The organism is Bifidobacterium sp. C0047B3 (genome assembly GCF_056590535.1).
The window spans coordinates 71,505-95,927 of sequence record NZ_JBWPWH010000002.1; the positions used below are offsets into that span (position 1 = coordinate 71,505).

19 protein-coding genes are annotated in these 24,423 nt (G+C 37.7%); 9 read left to right on the forward strand and 10 right to left on the reverse strand.

Going from position 1 to position 24,423, the window contains the following annotated elements:
- Nucleotides 1-31: 31 nt before the first annotated feature.
- The 5 genes from gyrB to dnaA form a co-directional block, all read right to left on the reverse strand.
- Nucleotides 32-2,107, reverse strand: coding sequence for a DNA topoisomerase (ATP-hydrolyzing) subunit B (gyrB, locus tag AC1EKT_RS02975; RefSeq protein ID WP_391496115.1), 2,076 nt, complete (start codon nucleotides 2,105-2,107; stop codon nucleotides 32-34).
- Nucleotides 2,108-2,288: 181 nt separating this feature from the next.
- Complete coding sequence (locus tag AC1EKT_RS02980) at nucleotides 2,289-2,756, reverse strand: DciA family protein (RefSeq protein WP_421790422.1); 468 nt, start codon at nucleotides 2,754-2,756, stop codon at nucleotides 2,289-2,291.
- Nucleotides 2,756-4,057 carry a DNA replication/repair protein RecF gene (gene recF / locus AC1EKT_RS02985; protein WP_415683155.1) on the reverse strand — a complete coding sequence of 434 codons (1,302 nt, stop codon included), beginning with the start codon at nucleotides 4,055-4,057 and terminating at the stop codon, nucleotides 2,756-2,758. The genes AC1EKT_RS02980 and recF overlap by 1 nt, the downstream gene beginning before the upstream one ends.
- Nucleotides 4,058-4,155: 98 nt before the next feature.
- Nucleotides 4,156-5,280, reverse strand: a complete 1,125-nt coding sequence (gene dnaN / locus AC1EKT_RS02990) for a DNA polymerase III subunit beta (protein ID WP_004106071.1) — start codon at nucleotides 5,278-5,280, stop codon at nucleotides 4,156-4,158.
- Between the two features lie 428 nt (nucleotides 5,281-5,708).
- Entirely contained in the window at nucleotides 5,709-7,283 is a 1,575-nt protein-coding gene (dnaA, locus tag AC1EKT_RS02995; RefSeq protein ID WP_415687381.1) for a chromosomal replication initiator protein DnaA, read from the reverse strand.
- Between the two features lie 428 nt (nucleotides 7,284-7,711).
- Here dnaA and rpmH point away from each other — a divergent pair, with 428 nt between their 5' ends.
- The 8 genes from rpmH to AC1EKT_RS03035 all read left to right on the forward strand — a co-directional run bounded on the left by rpmH (nucleotide 7,712) and on the right by AC1EKT_RS03035 (nucleotide 14,471).
- Complete coding sequence (gene rpmH, locus AC1EKT_RS03000; protein WP_004106067.1) at nucleotides 7,712-7,846, forward strand: 50S ribosomal protein L34; 135 nt, start codon at nucleotides 7,712-7,714, stop codon at nucleotides 7,844-7,846.
- A 21-nt stretch (nucleotides 7,847-7,867) separates the two neighbouring features.
- A complete protein-coding gene (gene rnpA / locus AC1EKT_RS03005; RefSeq protein WP_033888537.1) occupies nucleotides 7,868-8,365 on the forward strand; it encodes a ribonuclease P protein component in 498 nt (165 codons plus the stop codon).
- Nucleotides 8,366-8,403: 38 nt separating this feature from the next.
- Nucleotides 8,404-8,724 (forward strand): membrane protein insertion efficiency factor YidD, encoded by a 321-nt coding sequence (yidD, locus tag AC1EKT_RS03010; RefSeq protein WP_004119706.1) that lies wholly within the window; start codon nucleotides 8,404-8,406, stop codon nucleotides 8,722-8,724.
- Nucleotides 8,724-9,737, forward strand: coding sequence for a membrane protein insertase YidC (gene yidC, locus AC1EKT_RS03015; protein ID WP_481616131.1), 1,014 nt, complete (start codon nucleotides 8,724-8,726; stop codon nucleotides 9,735-9,737). The genes yidD and yidC overlap by 1 nt, the downstream gene beginning before the upstream one ends.
- 136 nt (nucleotides 9,738-9,873) lie before the next feature.
- Nucleotides 9,874-10,428, forward strand: coding sequence for a Jag family protein (locus tag AC1EKT_RS03020; RefSeq protein ID WP_415687574.1), 555 nt, complete (start codon nucleotides 9,874-9,876; stop codon nucleotides 10,426-10,428).
- Between the two features lie 139 nt (nucleotides 10,429-10,567).
- Entirely contained in the window at nucleotides 10,568-11,278 is a 711-nt protein-coding gene (rsmG, locus tag AC1EKT_RS03025; RefSeq protein WP_481616130.1) for a 16S rRNA (guanine(527)-N(7))-methyltransferase RsmG, read from the forward strand.
- Nucleotides 11,279-12,147: 869 nt separating this feature from the next.
- A complete protein-coding gene (locus AC1EKT_RS03030) occupies nucleotides 12,148-13,119 on the forward strand; it encodes a ParA family protein (RefSeq protein WP_415687062.1) in 972 nt (323 codons plus the stop codon).
- Nucleotides 13,119-14,471: a ParB/RepB/Spo0J family partition protein gene (locus AC1EKT_RS03035; RefSeq protein WP_415683160.1), complete on the forward strand. Its 1,353-nt coding sequence runs from the start codon at nucleotides 13,119-13,121 to the stop codon at nucleotides 14,469-14,471. Before AC1EKT_RS03030 ends, AC1EKT_RS03035 begins: the two co-directional genes overlap by 1 nt.
- A 122-nt stretch (nucleotides 14,472-14,593) precedes the next feature.
- On the opposite strand, the gene trxB is transcribed toward AC1EKT_RS03035, so the two are convergent.
- The 5 genes from trxB to AC1EKT_RS03060 all read right to left on the reverse strand — a co-directional run bounded on the left by trxB (nucleotide 14,594) and on the right by AC1EKT_RS03060 (nucleotide 22,900).
- Complete coding sequence (gene trxB / locus AC1EKT_RS03040) at nucleotides 14,594-15,535, reverse strand: thioredoxin-disulfide reductase (RefSeq protein WP_415683161.1); 942 nt, start codon at nucleotides 15,533-15,535, stop codon at nucleotides 14,594-14,596.
- 35 nt (nucleotides 15,536-15,570) lie between these two features.
- Complete coding sequence (locus AC1EKT_RS03045) at nucleotides 15,571-17,790, reverse strand: protein kinase family protein (protein ID WP_421790417.1); 2,220 nt, start codon at nucleotides 17,788-17,790, stop codon at nucleotides 15,571-15,573.
- 166 nt (nucleotides 17,791-17,956) lie between these two features.
- Entirely contained in the window at nucleotides 17,957-19,753 is a 1,797-nt protein-coding gene (gene murJ, locus AC1EKT_RS03050) for a murein biosynthesis integral membrane protein MurJ (protein ID WP_415688961.1), read from the reverse strand.
- Nucleotides 19,750-22,143, reverse strand: coding sequence for a DUF6049 family protein (locus tag AC1EKT_RS03055; RefSeq protein ID WP_481616913.1), 2,394 nt, complete (start codon nucleotides 22,141-22,143; stop codon nucleotides 19,750-19,752). The genes murJ and AC1EKT_RS03055 overlap by 4 nt, the downstream gene beginning before the upstream one ends.
- A complete protein-coding gene (locus AC1EKT_RS03060; protein ID WP_415683535.1) occupies nucleotides 22,124-22,900 on the reverse strand; it encodes an NUDIX hydrolase in 777 nt (258 codons plus the stop codon). The genes AC1EKT_RS03055 and AC1EKT_RS03060 overlap by 20 nt, the downstream gene beginning before the upstream one ends.
- Before the next feature lie 42 nt (nucleotides 22,901-22,942).
- Here AC1EKT_RS03060 and AC1EKT_RS03065 point away from each other — a divergent pair, with 42 nt between their 5' ends.
- The gene (locus AC1EKT_RS03065) at nucleotides 22,943-24,415 is read left to right on the forward strand and encodes a CCA tRNA nucleotidyltransferase (protein WP_415683164.1); all 1,473 of its coding nucleotides are present in this window, start codon (nucleotides 22,943-22,945) and stop codon (nucleotides 24,413-24,415) included.
- The last annotated feature ends 8 nt before the right edge of the window (nucleotides 24,416-24,423 follow it).

Genomic DNA, 24,423 nt, shown 5'->3' on the forward strand with positions numbered 1-24,423 from the left:
TCTTTTTATATTTTCGAATAAATTAATACTTTTAAGCGTCAATAAACCTTGCATCATGAGCATTTCTTTGAATGAAGAGTCTACGAGGCTCTACTTCATCACCCATAAGCATGGAGAATGTTTCATCAGCTCGAGCAGCATCTTCAATATGAATTTGCTTCAAAATACGATGTTCAGGATCCATTGTTGTTTCCCACAACTCCTGATAACTCATCTCACCCAAGCCCTTGTATCGCTGAATACCTTCACCTTTAGGAAGTTGACGACCAGCAGCTTTACCTTCTGCTAAAACTCTGTCTCGCTCAGCATCCGTATAAACAAAGTCATGTGCCCCCTTGCTCCACTTCAAACGGTACAAAGGTGGCATAGCAACATAAACGTATCCTGCAGTAATCATAGGACGCATATAGCGGAAGAATAGTGTCAAATTCAAAGTAGCAATATGAGCACCGTCGACATCAGCATCAGCCATAATAATAACTTTGTGATATCTAACCTTGCTTAAATCAAAGTCTTCACCATAACCGCCACCAACAGCAGTAATTAAGGATTCAATAGTTTCAGACTTCATCATTCTGTCAATTGAAGCGCGTTCGGTATTCAAAATCTTACCGCGCAAAGGCAAAATTGCTTGCGTAATAGGATCGCGACCTTGAATTGCTGAGCCACCTGCAGAATCACCCTCGACTATGAATAATTCACATTCTTCAGGATTACTTGACTGGCAATCCTTCAACTTATCTGGCATTCCAGCAGTTTCAAAAATAGACTTACGACGAGTATTTTCGCGAGCTTTTTTAGCAGCAAGTCGAGCACGAGAAGCTTCTATGGCTTTTTGAATAATATTTTTTGCTTCATTTGGATGAGCATCAAACCAATCTCCAAGCTTTTCTGTCATAACTCTTTGCACAAAAGTCTTAGCTTCAGAATTACCAAGCTTTGTTTTAGTCTGACCTTCAAACTGTGGAGTTGTAAGCTTTACTGAAACAACTGCTGTTAAGCCTTCGCGAACATCATCACCAGAAAGATTAGTATCTTTCTCTTTCAGAATATTCTTTTCGCGAGCATAACGATTAACTAAAGTAGTAAGTGCTGCACGGAATCCTTCTTCGTGAGTACCGCCTTCAGTAGTTGAAATAGTATTAGCAAAAGTGTGAACTGCTTCAGAATAAGCAACAGTCCATTGCATAGCAATTTCCGCAGAAATACCAATTTCAAGATCTTCAGCCTCAAAGTCAATAACATCTGGCTCTACAGGAACAGCTTTTCTAGATTTAACCAAGTAATCAACATAGTCTTTAATACCATGCTCATACCTGTAGCTTACGCTTCTATGCTTTTCTTCACTAGAAGATTCAGAATCACCTGCAACTTCATCTCCAGCTTCATCTGGCTTACGTAAATCAGTTAAAGAAATCTTCAAACCTTTATTTAAGAAAGCCATCTGTTGGAAACGAGAACGCAAGGTTTCAAAATCATAAACTGTTGTTTCAAAAATTGTTCCGTCTGGCCAGAAAGTCACGGAAGTTCCAGTTGATTCTCCTTCTGCCATTGGCTCACCTTTTGCCAAAGGAGCAGTTGGATGCTGATCAACATAAGTTTGAGTCCAGTGGAATCCTTGACGACGAACTTCAATTTCTACACGAGTAGAAAGTGCATTAACAACAGAAATACCTACACCGTGTAAACCACCAGAAACAGCATAACCGCCGCCGCCAAACTTACCGCCAGCATGAAGTTTAGTCATAACTGTTTCAACACCAGAAACACCTTCGCCTGGCACTTCATCTACTGGAATACCTCGACCATCGTCGACAACACGAATAGCATTATCAGGCAAAATTGTTACTTCAATATGCGAAGCATATCCTGCCAAAGCTTCATCAACAGAATTATCAACAATCTCATAAACCAAATGATGCAATCCACGAGGACCAGTAGAACCAATATACATACCTGGTCTAATACGAACTGCCTCTAATCCTTCTAGAACACGAAGGTCACTCGCATCATAATGTTCAGGAGCAAGTGAATCATCGAGTTGAGCATCATCGAGTTTATGCTCTTCAACGGCATCATCCATCGAATTATCTTCCGTGTTTGCCACTTTAGGTCCCTTCACAAATTGCCTCATATTAAAAGGCATTTATAGAGCCAACACATGCTAGAAAGCACATAAAAGGGGATTCTAGCGTTTTAGCCATAATACATGACATTCTACACACATAGTATGACCTCTCTTCAGAAAGAGGCATTTTTACTATTTTTAAAAAAATATAATAATTTTATTAAAATTTACTTCTTAAAAATCCTAATCCACTCGTTGTTGGACCAATAACTTTAATTTCTTTTATTTCAATATTTTCAAGGTTATTATTAATTTTTTCTTTTAATTGTGGAATTAAGTAAGAAAGTTGAGTTGCCCAAACTGTTGATTGAGCACGAACAATAAGCACACCATTTACAACTTGACTTATTTCACAATGTTTTGCAATGCTTTCCCCTACTACTTTATGCCAAGAAGAACGTAATTTTGCTATAGAAAGTTGACTATTCCAATTACTTTCAGAAGCAAAATTTTTTAAAATACCGCAGAATAATTTAGGATCTCTACCAGGTTTTCCAAAATTTTCCCAAGCTTGTTCTGCATTTTTTTCACGATTATTTTCGCGTTCAGCTTTCTTATTAATAGGATCAAAAATAATTGCAGGTAATTTTCGAGTATCAATTTTTAAAAGAATATTAACAGGAATCATTACTTTTCCTCCTGCTTATTTTTTCTTTGTTCTATTAAATCAAGCAAAATATTATTATGCTCTTCACTAAAATTATTAATTTCATTATTTTTTTCTAATAATTTTCCAATATTTATAAGATTTGTTTTTTTAATATATTCTTCATTAGGAATGTCACTAAGAGAAGAAGTAGTAATAAAAACTTGACCTTGATTAAGTGCAAAATTTAATATTCTTATGCGCCTATTTTCATCAAGTTGTGCAAATACATCATCGAGAATAACAATAGGTTTATTATTATTTTTTTCTTCTAACGCCTTGCATAATGCCATTTTTGAAGCTATTGCAATTGTCCAAGATTCACCATTCGAAGCAAAATCTTTAGCAGAAATATTATTAATAATAAAGTCAATATCATCACGATGAGGGCCAATAAGGTTGCATCCTCTAGCTAGCTCTCCCTCATAAATACGTTGAAAATGCTCACTTATTTTAGAAAAAAGCTCGTTATTATTTTCAATATTTTCATCACTATTTTTTTCAAATAATACTTCTTCAAAAGAAGGAACATATATTATTTCCGTATTTTCTTCATTAGTAAAAGATTTAATTATATTTTTGAAATATTTATTAATAATTTGCACAGTTTCTTGGCGTGCTTTTGTTAAGTTAATGCCACTTTCAATAAATTTACCAGTCCAAATTTCTAATCCGGATAATGAAACTGTCTGATTTTTGTATGAATAATCTCTAATATTTTTTAGCAGTGCAGCACGCTGTTTAGAAATATGCTTAAATTCTTGCAATATTTGCACATAATTTGGTACTAACAAAGATCCAGCTTGATCGATAAAAGTACGCCTAACATTAGGATCACCAATTATAAGAAATTGGTCTCTTGGAGTAAAAGAAACTATTGGCAACAATCCAATAATGTCTTTAACATATAATGCTTTACCAGAATTTATATGTGCTCTATTAGAACCTTTTAAGTAAAGATCTATTTCATAAGTTGTTTGATCTAAATTACTTTCTAAAGATGAAATATCATTTAAATCAGTATTTGTTTCATCTTTTTTATAATTTATTTCGTTATTAATTGTATTTATTCTTATTATTGATTTTTCACAGCCTTTTTTAATAAGAGGCAATGTCGAAGATGTTCTGTGACTTATTCCAGTACCAGTAACTTCTAATGCTTCTACAATATTGGTTTTTCCTAAACCATTATTGCCATATATAACATTTATTCCAGGTTTAAAATCACAAATTATATGATTCCAAGAACGAAATGTATCAAGGGCAATTCGCGAAATATACATTGCCTAATTACCCTTTCTTAATAGTTTTAAAAGAAAAATGCGATATTACATTGTACATCAAAAAATAATCTAAAATACAATGCAATATCGCAACAATATTAATTATTAAAACGCATAGGAACAAGCAAATAGCGATAATCTGTTGATTCATCACCATCTGATTCCTGTTGACCATTAAATTCAACAGGTTTTACAGCTGTTGCCATTTTCATATGAACGAATGGCTCTGGAATAGCTCCTAAACCTTCAAGTAAGTAGTTTGGATTAAAGGCAACAGTTATGTCTTCTCCATCCATATCGATATCAAGTACTTCTTTTGCTTGCGATTCGTCAGCAGTACCAGCACTCAAAGTCAACTCTTGATTTGAAAAAATCATTCGAATAGGAGCATTTCTTTCGGCGACTAAAGATACTCGCTTAATTGCATTTATCAATAATTGTTTATTAATAATTGCATGAATAGGATATTCATCTACAAATAATCGATCTACAGAAGGGAATTCTCCATCAATTATTTGTGAAGTACTTGTACGACCGGAATTTTCAAAACCTAAAAGTGACTTATCTTCCTCGTTAAAATGAATAATAACATTTTGATGATCGTCAAGAGAATGAGCAATATCTCTTAGCAATGATCCACGAGTGAGAGTGGTTGAATGAATGTCATTATGTTCTGGTGTCCACTTAAAAGTAGATCTAGATAGACGGAATCTATCGGTAGAAGTCATAGTAACAGTGTCATCTTCAAATTGGATCCTAATTCCAGTTAGAACCGGCCTATTTTCTTCTCTAGATGTAGAAACAGATGCTTGATTTACAGCTTGAATAAATGTTGGCGCATCAACCTGACCTAATTTATTAGGCAATTTAGGCAAATCAGGATATTCTCCAAGAGGCATAAGTTGAAGAGTAAATGTTGATTTGCCGGAAGTAATAGTTAAAGTATTATTTTCAGATTTTAGATAAGTTTTTTCTGCAGGAAGAGACTTAGTAATATCTGCCATTAATTTACCTAAAATAAGTATGCTTCCCTCTTCGTCAACACCAGCTTCAATATGATGGCAGCTAGAAATTTGATAGTTGAATGCAGAAAGTTGCAATGTGCCATTTGCTGCTTCAATTTTTAAGCCTGCAAGAATAGGGTTTGCAGGGCGTGCGTCAATTACGCGTGTAGTCCAAGCTACAGCATCAGCAAATGATGCAGAGTTGACTTCTACTTTCATGCTTCCTCTTTTCTGTAAAGTCTGCATTTATTCTACAGTATGATGCTGCCTACAAAAAGATTTTTAAATATCTACAGTTCATTTGTATTTATTATTTTTCTTATTAAATAAGAAATAAATAAAAGTAGTAATAAAGACTGTGTATATGTGGAAAAGTGATTAAAAACCGCTTTTAAAAAGACTTATTAACATTTAAAAGATGTGGATAACGTCAGAATAACAATGTGTACAAGTAGCCGACTTATCCACAGCTTTTTCTATTTTTTAAAGTTTCCACATTTTTAAATGCCTTATAAACAAGTTACTAACATTTTTAGACGGCGTTTTCCACGAGTTATGCTCAGCTTTTACCCACATTTGTTATTAAGTATGTGGATAACTTTTTTTAAACTTTTAAACAATTCTTCATAAATATGTGGAAAAGAAGATTATTTTCTACGATCAGCAGGATTTTGCTTTAAGCGAACAGTTAATTCCATAACGTAGTTATAAATTTCTTGTTTTTCTTGCATCTCGCCACTTACACGAGTGTAAGCATGCATAACTGTAGTATGATCTCTACCGCCAAAAACTTCGCCAATATCAACCAAACTCATGCTTGTCATCTCTCTTGCAAGATACATTGCAATTTGACGAGCAAGAGCAACATTCTTTGTGCGCTGTCGTCCAACAAGTTCATCGAAAGTCATGTGGAAATATTGAGCTACCTGACTAATGATGTCAGTTGGACGAACTTCAATATCTGTAGCAAAGAAATCTTGTAATGCTTGTTCAGCTAAAGCTTTACTAACAGGCTGATTGCTTAAAGATGCTACAGCAGTAACGCGCGTCAATGCACCTTCAAGTTCACGAATATTTTCTGTAAAACGTTCAGCAATTAAATCAAGTACGTCACTTGGGACATTACAGTGATTCATTGATGCCATCATTCTAAGAATTGCAATACGCGTTTCCAAATCTGGCGGTTTAATATCAACCGTAAGACCTGATTCAAATCTGGAAATTAAGCGCGCTTCAAAGCCCTTAAGATTTTTTGGAGCAACATCTGAAGCTATAACTATTCGCTTATTTGCTTGGTATAAAGAATTAAAAGTATGGAAGAATTGTTCAAGTGTTGCTTCTTTTCCACCAAGGAATTGAATATCGTCAATAAGAAGAACATCTACTTCGCGATATCGCCTATTAAAATCAGCAATTTGACCTTGACTTTGATTTGGCGTTTGAAGAGCTTCAATAAATTCATTAGTAAATTCCTCACTTGTTACATAACGAACTTTAAGTGAAGAATCTTTTACCAAAGCATAATTGCCAATTGCGTTAAGCAAATGAGTTTTACCAAGGCCGGAACCGCCGTAAATACATAAAGGATTAAAATCTCTTCCTGAACCCTCTGCAACTGCTAAAGCTACAGTTCTTGCAAAACGATTTGAATCTCCAGGCACAAAAGTATCAAAAGTTGCGCACGTGTTTAAATGTGTAATTGCATCGCGCTGAACAGAAACAGGCATTTTTTGCTGTGCAACTTGTTCATTAGAAATATCAGTTTGCTTAAGAGTAGATATTCCAGTTGCATGATCAAAATCTGGTTGTACAGGAGATACATCATTCGCTGTAACCGATGGCAAATCAGTAGATGCTGAAACTGAAATATTATCAACAGGCAAAACTGTATTATCAGTTACTACTTTATTTAAATTCGTATTGTTCTGCGCTTGATTAGATAAAGAATTTGAAGAACTTTGTGCAGCTTTTTCCTGATATTCAGATTGAGGAACAATCCTAAAAGCAGGAAACATATCTTTACCAGTGCAAATCTTTAATGCTGTAAGTAGAGGAGAATTTAATTCATTTTGCAAAGCTTGTTGCGTTTCAGCATTAGATACACACAAAACAATGGTTGTACCAAAGATTGCTTCTGGTTTAACGCCTTCAAACCAACCTTTATCGCGCGCAGTTAAAAGGGCATTATGCTGTAAAACAGTAAGCGTATTAGACCATACCAAAGCAGCTTGCGATGTAGGATCGCCTAATGTATCAGCCATTTCACCCCCCAAACTTGCATTTAGCGCATGTAATAATGCTGACTCTGTTTACGCGCGCACGTGTGTAATAAGTATCAGTAAGATATGTTTACTCTGACCCTACGAAGTTATCCACAGTCTAGCGTGTTGAAATTGTTTAATTGTGAATAACATGTGTGTAATTTGTGGATAAGTTTAAAGCTGAGATTTGGCTATTTTTCAACGATTCTGCGTGTACAATAAATTGTAATAGAAATGTGAATAAATCATTTTTATTTATATCTGACTATGTTGATTCTTCAAAAATAAAATGTGGAGTTTTGAGCATTGGTGAGGGGTAATAGTATTTTGGTATAGCTTGACTCATACGGGGCCATGCTTTTGCATGGCTGAATACAGGAGCATTAGTTATGAAGAGGACATTTCAGCCGAATAATCGTCGTCGTCACATGAAGCACGGCTTCCGCGTTCGCATGCGTACGCGTGCAGGTCGCGCAGTAATCAATCGTCGTCGTGCCAAGGGCCGCAAGTCACTGTCTGCCTGAGTTAAGGTAGCGTCGTAAGGCATGGAAAGGCTGAAAAGCCACCGTGATTTTGTTGCGGTGCTAAAAAAACGGCGCAAGGTGAGTTCCCGGGATATCGTCGCGCATTACATTATGCGTGACGATATAGCCGTGCAGAGCACACTTAACGAAGATAGAAGTGCAAGTTTAGATTATATTGCCACGGGTTTTGAAAGTGATACTCCCGCGGCATTTTCTGATACCTTCTTACATGATCAAAAATTTGAACATGTAAAGAGGCTAGGTCTTGCTGTATCTAAATCAGTGGGGAAAGCTGTAGTTCGCAATAAGGTAAAAAGACGTCTACGAGTAATCGCAAAAAATTATGAATCTTTATTACCTGCAGGTTGTGACGTAGTGTTAAGAGCAAAACCTTCTGCAGCTCAATCTTCATTTGATTCGTTACAATGCCAGATACAAAAGCTTTTTGGCAAAATTAGTGCAGATTTATGTTCTACACAAAATTGCAAAATGCATGAGAATAATCAGAATCAAGGATAATTGAAATATATTATTTTGAGTAGATGGTGGTTATTGTTATGCGTAGTAAAAAAAGTTTAAGCTCTAAGTTTGTAATTAGTGCAATTAGATGGTATCAGCGCACGATTTCTGCAAATAGACCAGCTTGCTGTAGATACTATCCTACGTGTTCGCGTTATGCTATTGAAGCAATTGCTAGATATGGCACGTTTAGAGGTGGTATTCTTGCATTATTACGCCTTCTACGCTGTAGACCTTGGACAAGCTGCAGTATTGATGATGTACCCCGCAAATATTCGATTTTTTACAGATGTGCTTGGTCTAAGGCACATGAAGAGCCACGGCTAACTCCCTTGGCTGAAGAAGACAAGGAAAACTAATGTTTAATCAAGATAACTTCATACTTGATAATGGATTCTTTGGATGGTTTTATAAAATCTTGACGCCAGTTGAGTGGCTTATGACTCAAATTATGTCATTATTCCACAAGTTATTAACTCTTCTTGGAATGAATGAAGTTGGCTTCTCTTGGGTTTTTTCCATCGTATTCTTGGTATTAGTTGTGCATGCGTGCATTTTTCCTGCATTTATTAAAAGCATTAAAGGCATGCGCAAAATGCAAGCTATTGCGCCTAAGGTTAAGAAAATACAGCAAAAATATAAAGGTAAAAATGACCCTGCAAGTAAAGAAGCTATGCAGCGTGAAATGATGAAGCTTTATCAAGATAACAAAGCTAATCCTGCTGGTTCGTGCTTGCCTATGATGATTCAGGGTCCTGCATTTATGAGTATTTGGTATACGCTTTCCGTTATTCCTTTTATTGCTCGTGGCAAGCATGCGGCTCTTGGTGCCTTTGACATTGCAACAGCACAGCAATTCGTTAAAACTCGCGTATTTGGGGTTGGTGTTGCAGATACTTTTATGACAACTGCTGGCGCAGGTAAAATTGTCATAGTTGTATTTGTTGTACTTATGTGTTCCGCAATGTGGTACATGCAATTCAATAATATTCGTAAAAATCTTCCGCCTGAGTCTAAGCAGGGTAGCCAATATACTGTGCAAAAGCTTATGATGTGGGGATTCCCGTTGATTTACGTTTTCTCTGCATTTGCTATGCCTTTTGCAATGTTGGTTTACTGGTTAGTAAACAACATCATAAATATGTTGCGTTCAATTTGGCAGGTTTACGCATTCCCAACTCCTGGATCTCCTGCAGCCGAAGAAAAAGAAAAGCGTGACTATCAAAAAGAAACTGCTCGTCGTGAGCGCGAAGGTTTGCCTTCTATTGAAGAAGAGAATCTTCAAAAAGCTCGTGAGGAAGCTGAGCGTAGAGAGATTGAGGGATTCCAACGCAAGCAGCCACAACGTAAGCGTAAGGTGGCAAAGCGCTAATATTTAGATACATTTTGCGGATATATAAAGTCATTTTTATGACTTGAAAATAAGTTAGTAACTTGGCTTTATTATCCGCTAAACTAGACTTCAGAAATTTTTAAAACGTGAATTTTCTCACGATAAGGAGTAATTAATGGTACAAGATGAGAAGAGGACGGTTGATCAACTCAATGAAGAAGCTGATATTGCCGCAGATTATTTAGAAGGCTTACTCGATATTGCTGATTATGAGGGTGATATTGAGATGGGTGTGCGCAATAATCGCCCAATGATTCAGATTGTTGCAGATGATGACACTGATATTAAGAATTTAATTGGTCGCAATGGTGAGGTTGTCGATGCTTTGCAACAATTAAGCCGTCTTGCTGTTCAGCAAAAAACCGGTGATCGTTCTCATCTTATAGTTGATGTAGATGGATTCTTAAAGCGTAAGCGCCAACATTTGCGCGATATTGCTTTAGATGCTGTTGATGATGTGCGTGAAACTGGTGAACCTGTGAATTTGAAGCCAATGAATTCTTTTGAACGCAAAGTTGTGCATGATACTGTGCGTGACGAAGGTTTGCGTTCCCGTTCACATGGTGAAGAACCGCACCGCTATGTAACTGTTTACATGCCTTCAGTTGCTTCTGAAGATGAAAATATTGACGAAATTGACGATGTAGACGGCGAATATTCTGAAGAATAATTAATTTTTATTTAATTGGTTCTTTTCGAAGGAAAAGAGGAATAAAATGAAAAAGTAACACAATGAAACAAAAAATGTTTTGTTGTGTTACTTTTTATTTATTGTTTATTATATTTCTTTTATTTGTTTTGGGGAAAATATGGAAGCTAGTTTAGATAAAAAATATGAGGAAGATACACAAAAAGTAGCGGACGAATTAGAAGGATCCCCATTGCTAAGTGAAGTTTTAGGTGAAGCATTAGAAAAGTGCAAGCTGTTTCACGTGAAACTTCAGCAAGAGGGATTAGTAAGAGGTCTTATCGGGCCTAGAGATATGAATATTCTTTGGGAAAGGCATATATTAAATTCTGCAGCAGTTGTTCCTTTTATTAAAGAAGCAATAGTTGGTAGAAAAAATAAAAGAGTTGCAGATGTAGGCAGCGGCGGCGGTTTTCCTGGTCTAGTTTTAGCTGCGTGCTTACCTGATTATGACGTTACTTTGATTGAACCTATGGAGCGTCGTGTTGACTGGTTGCGTGAGTGCGTTGCTCTTATGAAATTAAAAAATGTTACTATATTTCATGGCAGATCAGATGAAGTTATTGACAAAATTAAGTCACATGAAATTCCAGCGTTTGATGTAGTAACATGCAGAGCTGTAGCTCCTATGACGAAATTAGCTGGATGGACTATTCCTCTACTGAATAAGCATGGGAAATTAATAGCATTAAAAGGTAAATCTGCTCAAGCAGAAGTAGAAAAAGCTGTAAAAATGATTCGAAAAGCTGGGGGAACAAATCCTCGCATTCTTGAAGCGCCAGTTGCATCTGGTTTGCAGCCGACTACAGTAGTATTAATAGATAAAGCTTAATTTTTTAATTAAAATTTGTGTTTAAGCAAGTTTTCGTTTAATGTGGCGCGAGTTTATGTTTAATGTGGCGCGAGTTTTGGGGGATTTCTTTCCTCGCACGTCCCGTCCTTCAGTCGCTCTGGCTGCTAAAAGAGTTTAGTGTGTTCGTCTTTCTTTAAGAATGTTGCTCCATCAGTCCTCTTTTAGTGCTCGTAAAGAAATCCCCCAAACTCTGCGTGTTTAATCGTTAATAACCGTGCCCATCGCAGAGATTTTTCGATTTTTCTTCTTCGCTTGGCGAATCAGCAGCCTGCGGCTCTGACGTTCGCCTCGCTCAGTGCGAAAAATCTCAAATCTCACCACACGAATATTCGTGCAACTAAAGTTGCGCAATTAAGCTGCGGGTGGGTGCGTGGTTTGCGTGCTTTGTGTGGTGTGTGCAGCAGCACTAATGATAGTGTTCGCTAATCAACAGGAATCAGCGTCTGCAGAGCATTAATGCTAAAGTTCGCTAATCAATAAATAATCGCCGTTAGCAAAGCATTACTGCAAAGCTACATAATCGACGTTAGCAAAGCACTGGTGCAAAGCTACAAAACCACTTTTCGCAGAAGCAATACTGCAAAGCTTCATACGCTACGTTTGCAAAGCATTGGTGCAAAGCTTCATGTGCAACGTTAGCAGAGGATTGGTGCAAAGCTACAGAAACGTGCAAGCATCCAATCAATGCGAAAAATCGAAAAATATGTAGTTAGTTATGGAATAAGGTGTTGATGTTTCACATGAAACATCAAAAAATTTGTGCTTTTTATGTCCATAGAAACGACGAAACTTAAAACACGATATTTTTATTTTAAGAGTTTCGTATATTTAATTGGGGGTGATACATCGTGGAATCAGCTGCTGAAACGATTCAACGAATTTTTGGAGATTCAAAATCCTCCCTAGGTATTGAATTGGCAGATTTGACATCTCGTTTTCATTCCATTGAACAGGCGAAATATCCTAAGCCTAAGCAAACGCGTTTTATTGCTGTTGCTAATCAAAAAGGTGGAGTAGGAAAAACAAGTTCTGCTGTAAATCTTGCTGCAGCTATGGCTGTGAGTGGATCAAAAGTACTTCTTATTGATATGGATCCACAGGGGAATGCGTCAACTGCATTAAATGCTCCTCATGCTTCTGGTGATTTGTCAGTTTACGATGTTCTTGAAGGGCGAAAAAGTATCGCTGAAGTAAAACATGCTTGCCCAGATATTGAGGGACTTGATGTTGTTCCAGCATCTATTGATTTAAGTGGTGCTGAATTAGAGCTTGCAGACATGGATAATCGTAATAATCTGTTAAAGAATGCCTTGCAAGAATATCTTGATAATAGCAACGAACACTATGATTATGTTTTTATCGATTGTCCCCCGTCGCTTGGCTTATTAGTTATTAATGCAATGTGTGCTGCACGTGAAATGCTTATACCAATTCAAGCTGAATATTATGCTCTTGAAGGCTTAGGACAGCTTATAAGAACTATTGGTTTAGTCCAGCAACATTACAATCCAATTTTAGTTGTTTCTACAATGCTTGTTACTATGTTTGACAAGCGAACTTTATTAGGTAGAGAAGTTTTCCAAGAAGTTAAAAAACATTATCCAAATATCGTGCTTGAGACTACGATTCCTCGTACTGTGAAAATACCTGAAGCGCCAAGCTTTAATCAAAGTGTTATTACTTATGATCCACATGGATCAGGAGCGATTTCTTATCGCGAAGCTGCGTTAGAAATTGCGAAGAGATCTAAGACGGTATTATCTGTTATTGCAGCAAAGCAAGATGCTAATCGACAAGAACAACAACAGGAGAATAAATAATGAGTGGAAATAAGTCTCGCCTGGGTAAAGGTTTAGGCGCTTTGTTCCCAGCTTTGCCTGGCGAGGATGCGCTTGCCGATGCATCTAATAATTTGCAATTTAATGTTTCACATGAAACACAAAAATCCGAATCTGTGGATGGTCAGCTAGAAAAACAAGCAAAAGTTTCACGTGAAACGTTAAATAAAGATAATAATCAATCAAAAAATGTTTCACATGAAACAAAGGTCCCTAGTATGAGCAATTCAATTGCTCCTCACGCGGATAAGAATAATAACAAAATAAAGAATGTTTCACGTGAAACCGTGCCGTCAATTAATACTAACAAGCATTCTCATAAACGCTCAACTATGCCATCTCTTGGAGATGTCACTAGACCTATGGATTTCTTTTTTGGAGATTCAGCATCAACGACATTTATGTCGTCTAAGACAAAGAATAATGAAGAAACCGTTATTGGTGAAAAAAATAACGCTGCTGAAAAATCAAATAAAACCGCAGAAAATGAGCCTTTGAAGCCAGTAAAAGGTGGGTATTTAGCTTATCTTAAGCCGCTAGATATTGTTCCAAATGCACACCAACCTCGAACAATTTTTGATGAGGATGAGCTGCGAGAACTTGCGTCATCTATTAAAGAAGTTGGCGTTTTACAGCCTATAGTTGTGCGACCTATTGTTGATGCAGATAAAAATGATGAACAAATTGCACATTATGAACTTATTATGGGTGAGAGAAGATGGCGTGCTTCTCAGCTAGCTGAACTTGATACAGTTCCAGCGATTGTGCGCACAACTGCTGATGAAAATATGTTAAGAGATGCATTGCTTGAAAATCTTCATCGCGTTGCTCTTAATCCTCTTGAAGAAGCTGCAGCATATTCTCAGATGATAGATGATTTTGGTTTAACACAGATTCAGCTTTCTCAGTCTGTATCAAAATCACGCCCACAAATTGCCAATACTTTGAGGCTTCTTAATCTTCCTGCTAGCGTGCAAAAACATGTCGCCTCAGGCGTGCTTTCTGCAGGTCACGCACGAGCACTACTTGGCTTGGAAAATCCAGAAGATATGGAAAGTCTAGCTAAGCGCATTATTGCAGAAGGATTGTCGGTTCGTAGTACCGAAGAGATTGTTTCGTTAAAGAATGAAGATACATCTAATGGAGTAGTGCGTACGCGCGTGCGTCGCAATAATCAATGGTCTTCTTCGCCTGTGCGCAAGCAGCTTGAGGAGCATTTTGCTACCAAAGTTTCTATTAAAGGCACAGAAAATCATGGAAGAATCGAGATTGTCTTTTCTTCTCCTGAAGAAATGCAACGAATTATTGGTTTACTTGTTTCTAAAAAAGAATAGTAGTTTTAATAAAAACGTGTGACATTTGTCTACAATATAATAGCTTAGACTGTAATGTCACACGTGAATTTAATTGTATTTATGCTTTTACTTTTAGTAAGCCTTTGTGTAATAAGTAAGATTTAAGCGTATTTTTCGTTAAGATAAGTTTGAGCATCAAGAGCTGCTCTGCATCCCATTCCTGCTGCAGAAATTGCTTGACGATACATGTTGTCGACAACATCTCCAGCAGCAAAAACGCCTTCAACAGAAGTGCGAGTAGTTGCGCCATCAACAACAATCGTTCCATCTTCATTAAGATTTAATTGGCCGTTTAAGAACTTTGTTGCAGGAGTGTGACCAATTGCCACAAACAATCCGGCTGACTCAACTTCTTGAGTTTCTCCCGTAATAACATTGCGAACAGTAAGTGAAGTAGCCTCTACATCATTGCCGTGCACTTCATCTACAACACTATTTGTAATAAATTTGATTTTTTCGTTCTCTTTTGCTCTGTCAACCATAATCTTTGAAGCGCGGAACTCATTTCTGCGGTGGATTAAAGTAACAGAAGAACCAAATCGCGTGAGGAATAATGCTTCTTCAAAAGCAGAATCTCCTCCACCAACTACAGTAATAGGTTTTCCGCGGAAGAAGAAGCCGTCACAAGTTGCACAATAAGATACACCTCTGCCGGAGTACTCTAGTTCTCCTGGAACGCCCAATTTGCGCACTTGCGAGCCCGTAGAGACGATAACTGCGTCAGACTCATAAGTTATACCGTCGTCGGTAGTAACGAGCTTTACGGTGCCTTTAAAGTCTACAGAAGTAACATCGTTCAGCAATACTTCTGCGCCAAATTTTTCAGCTTGCTTTTGCATAGATTCCATTAAGTCAGGACCTAAAATACCTTCTGGGAATCCTGGATAATTTTCTACTTCTGTTGTATTCATCAATTGACCGCCTGGAGTAAGAGCTCCAGCAATAACAAGTGGCTTATACCCAGCGCGACCCAAATATATTGCAGCAGTGTATCCTGCAGGTCCAGATCCAATTATGATAACTTTTCGAAGCTTATTTTCCATTACTTATTTCCTTAAAAGCATTTGTTATAAGAGATTCAGTACAGTTTTACAGAATTGATGTACAAACTGTTCTTAGGCATACTATCTTTTGGAACCCAGAGCATGAAATCTTGAGATTTTACAACCTTCTTAAGCTTTACGTCTGTTGTTCCACTTTCGTCGAACGTAAATTCTGCTACTTGAGTTCCCTTAGTTGGATCATTCTTAGTATTTGCCAACAAATATGCGTGACCGCCAGAGGAACGTATAGAAACGACGAAGCGATACACAGTTTGTGGTTCAGTTAAGTGAATATAGTACCCGTATCCAGCCTGATTAGCTGGGAAGCTTAAGAATTGATAACGATCAGCTTCGTAAGCAATGTTATTAGTAGGAATTTTAGGCTTAGGCACAGGTTTTACTTGCTTACGACCCATATTTTTCTTAGCAGGTTGCTTTTCTTGAGGAAGAATACCTTGGCTGCCAAACGGAACATTTTCTTGACTAGTGCTATCCCATGAGCCGTTGTTTCCGAAGTTATCTGCACTTTCATGATTTCCAAATAAACCATGTAAAGCTAAGGCTAATCCAGCTACAAGAAGCAATGAAACAGTTCCAATAGCAATAACTTTGGTTGAAAGACCCCACCAAATCTTAGCATCTGCAATAGTGTTGTTATTTTGCGTACTCTGCTTTTGTTTGTGCAAAGTAGCAGATTGTTCCAGAGGCTGGAAACTTGGCGGCAAAGAAGGTGATCCATTTTCTTGACTATCGTCGTCTTGATCACTGTTTATTTCGTCTCTAAGCGCTCTTGCTGATTCCTCTCCAGGAGCTACAAATCTTCCGTGAGAATCAACAACAGGAACACGACCAGTAGATTCGCCTTCTGAAGTTAAGTTTTGCGGTCTTGACATTAATTCTGTGTGCTGATTATTTTCAGTAAGAAGATGACTAAAATCAAAACTGCTAACTACGCCTGTTTCACTAATAGTATTTTTGGCAATTTGATTTCTTGTATTTTCAGCGTGATCAAAAATATTTTTAGATGTAGCAGTATCAGGAAAATGCTTATATGATGCAGACAATGTTGGGAAAATAGCATCGTCTGTATCGAGTTCTGTAGGAGCTAGAATGCTAGCCATTTCTGCTGCTGCAATATCATGAAAATCTATATCTGTATTGGTGTTACTTTCGTCGCTAAAATTATCGTTGTCACCGTTTTCAGAATTTGAGTTAGTATTGCTTCTTTTAAGAAGAGATCCTAATGTTCTTCCAGCATTTTTGAAACTATTACTTAATTTAGCGGATCCATTTGTATTGTTTGAAATAGTGTTGGCTGAATTAGTTGAAGAAAAATCGTTAGAATCCTGATTATTTCGTTGCATTAATTGTGCATCGAATTCTTCTTCACTTTGTGAAAGACCTTCAGGCAAAGGTAGTATAAAATCATCTTTTGCTTCGCGAAGTCGAACATTGCTAATAGAAGCAGCACTTGTTTTACTATCAAGCACAATATCTTTTGTTGTGAGCTTAGATAAAGGCGTGTATGAACCTAATAATGCTACTAATTCTGCAATAGATGCCATAGGTATTACGTTGTTATTTTTATTTGGGGCTAGACTTCTTGTGCAAATCATCCTAAATTCTGAAGGAGTATTATCTGGCAAAAGAGACGCATCAAAACGAGCTTGTATTCGAGAAGAAGTTCTAGTAATCAAAGTGTATAACAATGATGCAAGTTGCCTAGTTGCAATATGTTCAACATTTTGCCTTGGAATTTGATCATCATCTTTTTGAGTTACATCTTCCAAAAGAGGGCTTACTGGAGTATCTGCTAACTCAATTCCTGAAGAACTTATGCGAACAGTGTCACTAGAAATAGCGTGATGAGTAATATTGCTAGCAAGTAATCTGCTTAAAGCTTGTGCAGTTTCTGCAACAATAGTTCTTATTGCTTCGTAGCTTAAAGGTGCTTTTTTAAGAGCCAAATAATCATTGATAGTAACACCGCGATCTAAAGCTGTAACAATAATTGCAACAGAATCATGATGCTGTAACTGAAGCACTTGCGTAAACTTGCGGCTATGCGATAAAGCCAAGGTTGATGCAATTGTATTTACTTGCGGCAAAAAACGTGAATCTCGTACAATAAAAAGCTGGCAATCCTGCGTAAGTATGCGGTCATTGGCTTGCCATACTTGCAAGCCTGCTTCGTTGCGCAAAAGCGATACTAATACGTATCGATTTAGTACAATATCTCCTAACCGAGGTTCCATTTGTTCCTCATCTTCCTACGCATGTGCAATAAGTAACTTGACATTTTTTACTAACACATAATTGTACTGGTGAGCCGTCATGTTATGTACAGCATTTTGCTGTTATTGAAATAATTTCCCAAATAATCACATATTTTAAGGAAAAGCTCAATATGAAACTAAGCTCTTAGAAGTTTTTGCCGTTAGAAGAATCATCATATTTTGCATCGGATTGTATCCTACGCGGAACTCTAAGATTTTTCTGTTCGTTATGTGATTGATTTCTTGCAGTTTCTTCAAAAATTTTAGCAAGAGGAACAAGAGCAGGAATCTTTTGGGCAAGTTTACTAATTATTGGAGCAGACAAATCTACAAGTTCTCTGGTCTTCAAAAGTAAGAGTGCTGACAGATAAATAACAGCAATAATAATTGTTATTATTGCGCAAATAAGTATTGCGTATATCCACCTTAACGCTCCATGCATGTGTGGAGAAGTAAAGTTTAAAACGTGCAATAATGGTTTACTTATTAAGAGGCCAACAATAATAGATACTATTGAAGCAATGATAATTTTTATATGCGCAATTATAAGATTTCGATCATCTAAATTATTGTTGAAACGATTCCGAAGCATGTGAACAAGCGCAGGGAAAGTCAAGAAGTAACTTATTGAAACTGACGAGCCTAAAGCCGTAACCCAATAAGTAGGTGGCAGTACATTAATGCAACAGACAAATGCAAAAAGCTCAGTAAGAAGTTGCGCTGCTGCGAAAATAAAAGGACTTTTACCGTCTTCAAAAGCAAAGAATGTGCGTTGGATAATCAAATAGCTACTAGTTAAAGGCAAGCCAAAAGCTAGCATCATTAAAGGTGCAGACATAAGGTTTGCTTCTTGAACGCTTATTGATGGTATTAAAGCTAACGAAATAGGTGTTGGAATAACAATAAAAACGACTGTAAAGAAGCACATAATTATGCTTACATGCCTGAGTGCTTCACTTAAGTCATTGCGCGCGCCATTTAGATCGTGAGATGCAATAGAGCGTGAAATTTTAGGAAAAATTGCTGTTGCAACAGATACTGCAACTAAAGAGTATGGCAATAGGAACATTGTGTAAGCGTTTTGATAAGTAGCATTACCTGCTACTTCAAACTGGTCTAAGCCTAAACGTTTTTCGGCAACAAATGGGACGCTTGTTGTTATATGCGTAGTAATCATTACAACTATTTGTGTAACAATAACAATGCCCATGCTCCATGCAGCAACAGGACCCATCGATCTTAAGCCGATATCTCGTATGCCAAAACTTGGTTTGTAGTGTATTCCGCATTTCATAAGAGGTAGGAATAACACTAAAGCTTGTGCTGCTACGCCAATAGTCCAGAATCCTGCAGTGAGCAAAAGAGTATTGCCATTCCAAAAACTTAATGGCATCCTATTTGCTTTACCAAAGATGATGATAAAAACGCCAAAACCTAAGCAGCTAATAATATTTGCTGCAACTGAACTCCACGCGTACATAGCAAAATGTTCTTTTGCTGCCAAAACTTGCCCAAGTACCGTATAAATGCCGTAAAAGAAAATTTGAGGCATGCACCACAAAGTAAATGAACAAGTTAATGTTTGCATTTCTGCGCTTCCGCCGGCGTATAGCATAGTGAGCACAGGCGTTGCTATAGACATAAGAACTGTTAGCGCGAGAAGCAGAAGAATTGCAAATGTAATAAGTTTATTTAAGCGTTCCTCGGCATTTTTCTTTTCGAGAGTGCGAACAATTTGCGGTACTAATACGGCGTTGAAAATTCCACCTGAAACAAGCGTATATATTAGCTGTGGAATCATAGAGCCAGCTTGATATGCGTTTGCTGCCAAACCTGTTGTTCCAAGGGCTGCTGCTAATAAGATAGTACGTATTTGACCTGTAATGCGCGATGCGGCTGTTCCGCTAGCCATAATTACAGAATTTCGACCTACTGAACTCATTCGTCTGGATCCTTTTTACGGTGGAATTGCCTCCAAAGGCCAAGAAGACCAAGAATGAAAGCAAATACTATAATAATCGTACCGCTTTTATCACTAATTTGCAGTGTACTAGTAATAAGCGTGCTCTGTTCTTTTGAAAATGCTCGATGCTGATTGTCTTCAAGCACAAAAGTAGCTTTTGTGTGAATTGATGTAGTGATTCTCAACGGTAAAGTTACTTGAGTTTCGCTATTAGCTGGAATTCTTACTAAAGTTTTACGACGCGTAACAATTTCCATAGCATGAGTATTTGCAGATAAATATACTTGCACAGGGTAAGAGTATGTGTTGCTTATCGTAATAGGCATGCTTGCTGTTTCGCTTACGGCAGTAATATCATGCGGTGGGATTATGCGGATTCCATTCATCAGCGTATTTGCAAAATTCTTAGCATTATTTTTACCTATACAAGATTTGTTATTTTGCTTGCTGTGTGCAGTAGTTTTGCTTGAATCTTGCTGTTCGATTGTATTATTTGTAAATTCATGCAAAGAAATATCGTCGTATAAGCGTAATAAATACTTTTCTAAGTCTTTTATGTTAATAAGTTTTTTTGTTTTGGCTGTTTGCTTTGCAAGTGCTTGAGCGTCACCTTCAGTATTATGAGGATGCTTAGCGGCACTATAGTCGAGAATATTCTTAGTAAAACGTAAAACGTTTTTCCTTGAATGTGACAAATTGTTTAGGCAAGAGCGTCTTGTTTTAGTAATATTCGCGCTTATAGAGCTGTTGCGAGATATTTCACGCATTATGGAATTTTTCTTCCAGTCAGGCAAGGCGTCTTGCTTCACATTTGCCATTGTTTGCAAGTCGCTTAGCGACAACCAAGGAGATTGTTCTAATGCGCTCATAACAGCATCAATATTTGAATTAGATGCATTATTTGAAAAAGTAATAAGAATATGCCTATCAACGTACGGCTGTTCCATTTGGTAGAACGCGCTTTGTGCCACTAAACGATTAATGCGCCCAGCCTGAGTTTGTTCGCTTGTTGCGCTATCGCTTGTAGGTTTTCCATTTGCTAAAAGAGTGAGCACTGACTGAGGTGACAAAACTCGCACATTCCCTGCGGGCGTATCTATATCGTATATTCCATTTCTAACAGCAAATTTTGAAGCATTATTGTCAAATTCATCTGTTGCAATAACAGTTTCATATCCATTACGTTTTGCTTGCTCTAGCGCATGAATAGTCCACTTGCCATATGTTTGCCATGCATAAGCTTTATTTAAATTATGATTAGCTGAGTCTGTTTGTTTTGAATTATTTGCTTTAGTAGTATTTTTTTGCAATTGCGAATTTTTTGCAGACCATTTTTCTCTAGTAATTCCTGCCGATTTGTATAAATCGTCATTATTGTCGTCTGCATAAGCGCTGATATCAAAACCAGATTGTTGCATATAAGCGCTTGGTTTGAGTGCTAAATGAGACGCTTGTATTGTGCTTAAATCTGCAATTGTTTGTAATTTTGAGTGTTTATTTGCTAAATCAGCCTTCTCAATAATGTTGTGAATACTATCTTTGTCGGCTCTAAGTAGCGTTTCTAAATGATCGCTAGGCTGAATGTTATTAGCTTTAAAATTGCGTAAATCGTTTTGTGTACGAATTAATACTGGCATAAGAGCAGTAAGTTTCATCGCTGGTAAATTAGCTGAGTGCATGCCAACATTTGCTCTTGTCAAAAAAGAATGTATCGATTTGTATTTTGAATAATTTTGTGAGAAATACGTAATTTTTAATGGTTTTGGACCCCAATTCAGGATGGAACGTAATTCTTGTTTATCTGCGGGTATGTTAAAGCTAAGAGTGCACGTGTGTCCGGAAGCTAAACTTGGAGTTTTTATGGAATCTAAAATTTGGGGAGTCGGTATAAGAGATTCCTCTTGCGCCCAATTTTGCACGTCCGTGCGCGAAACAAAAGTGTAATTGGAATTTATAGAAAGTTGTAAAGTGCCTTCTGGAAGTGCAGTTTTTACGGCTTTTAGTGTTGCAGTAAGGTGGTATCCGCTTTCATCTGTCACTACAGGCGTTGCTTGAGTTATATCTATTTCAATGCCCTTGCTATTCGGATTCTCATACGTAGATTGTTTTTTATTTTGCCTTGCAGAAGTTTTGTCAGATAAATCTGCTTTTTTCGTGTCTGCATATGCGTAATTTACTAATCCTGCATATTTTGCTGTTGGAAAAGCAAAAATCGTTGCAAATACTACGAATAATATAAAAATAAAACGCGCAGAAATTAAGCAAGTACGTAACGTAATTCGTAATAAAGAAAATACGTACGAAAGTGACTTCTGCTTTAGAGCAGTAGACGCATTTGTGGCCTGATGTTTACGCGTGAGTTTCTTCACTGTTAGACCGCCTATGTGCTTTTTTGGCATAAAGCCATGCAATTTTACGTTCATTTGGATAGCTTAATATTGCATTAAGTTCTTTAAAATTCACCCATATTGCATCTTCTGCTTCGTGATCAGGATCTCCTAATACAGATAAGTCGCCACTTACGTAACGTAACGCAAAATGGTGCACTAGCTTGTGTACTCTATGCGTTGTGCCTGTAAACCAATAGTCAATTGTGGCAATCGAATCTACTACTTCGCCGACTATACCCGTTTCCTCATGAATTTCGCGAACTGCTGTTTCTTGAGGTGTTTCACCTTTTTCTATATGTCCTTTTGGTAGACACCATTCAAGGTGTCCACTTCTTGAATGACGAGCAATAATTGCGACACGCCCGAGAGAGTCAAATACTAAACCGCCTGCGGAATATTCTCGAATAATTGGCAAGTCTTGCGCGTCTAAAGAAGCAAAAGTTGTAGGAGTATCTGCCTGTCTGCGTGGTGGCATAAGTGCTGGAGATACGCCTGAGAAAGAAGATGTTTTTTGAAGATTATCTTCCGGCGATTCTGAGTCTTGCGCAGTGCTGTCAGCCTTAGAAAACAGCGGAATATCAACAACATTTTGTTCTTCGCAACTGTCTTGCTGGCAAGACTTTTTTCTATGCATTTTAGCTAAATCAAGTGGCGTAATAACAGGAGCAGCTTGATTTTGGGCATGATTATCCGCAAGCTTGGCGAGCGTACGTCGTAAGTCTGCAGGAGTAATCATATAGTCAACATTACTCAATCCGCTGTGCATTGGGGTAACGGTATGCTGGAATATAGATTGATTTTTGCTGAAAGGGTGTCGGTAAGGGTGACTGAGAACTTCGAAGTTTGGCCTGAAGCTATAGAGTTGGGGCGACTTTTTGCTGAGCGTCATTATGAACTTGCATTAGTTGGTGGTCCTGTAAGAGATATGCTACTGCATCGCGTGTCGCATGATCTTGATTTTTGTACATCAGCTCGGCCTGAAGAGTTTGAACCTATTTTGCGTCGCTGGGGACATGATGGTTTTTGGGATATGGGTCGTAAATTTGGCACGTTGGGAGCTATGCGTCGGCGTGCGGATGGTACTGAAGTAAAAGTTGAAATTACTACATACCGTTCTGATGTGTACGATCCAGATTCTCGTAAACCGGAAGTGCAATACGGTGATACTTTAGAAGGTGATCTTTCTAGGCGTGATTTTACTGTCAACGCAATGGCGTTGCGCGTGCCAGATTTAGAGTTTGTAGATCCTTTTGGCGGTGCTAGTGATTTAGCTAAAGGCGTGTTGCGAACGCCGGTTGATCCTCGTCAATCTTTTGATGACGATCCTTTGCGTATGATGCGTGCAGTTCGTTTTGTTGCGCAACTTGGGTTTAGTATCGAAGCAAATACTGCTGAAGCGATTGTAGATATGGCAGATAGGTTAGATATTGTTTCTGCTGAAAGAATTCGCGACGAAATTACTAAAATGTTACTTTCGGACAGACCTCGTAAAGGGTTAGAAGCTCTTGTTGAATCTGGTATAGCTCAGCGAGTTCTTCCGGAGATTCCAGCTTTACAGCTTGAAATTGACGAGCATCATCGTCATAAGGACGTTTTTGAACATACAATGATGGTTCTTGAGCGCGCTATTGCTTTGGAAACAGATCAAGAAGGTCCAGTGCCATCTCCGGATTTAACATTGCGTCTAGCTGCTTTATTGCATGACATTGGTAAGCCAAAAACTCGAAAATTTGAAGATGGAGGGAAAGTTAGTTTCCACCATCATGATGTTGTTGGCGCAAAAATGACTCGTAAACGTTTGAAAGCATTGCATTTTGATCATCATCTTATCGACGATGTTACTGAATTGGTGAATTTGCATTTGCGTTTTCATGGCTATGTTGATGAACCGTGGACTGATTCTGCAGTTCGTCGTTACGTAAAAGATTCAGGGCATCTGTATGAGCGGTTGAATCGACTTACTAGAGCAGACGCAACCACTCAGAATCGTCGCAAATCGTTAATGTTTGAACATGCGATGGACGAAATGGAAGAGCGCGTAAAAGAGCTTAAAAAGCAAGAAGATTTTAACGCTATTAGACCTGATGTAGACGGTAACGAAATAATGCAATTATTGCATTTGCAACCAGGTCCAATAGTTGGTGAGGCTTATAAGCATATGCTTGATTATCGTCTCGATAATGGTCCGGTAGATCATGATATTGCTGTAGAAGAATTACAGCGATGGTATGAAGAAACGTGCAAAAAGTAAAAGTCTAC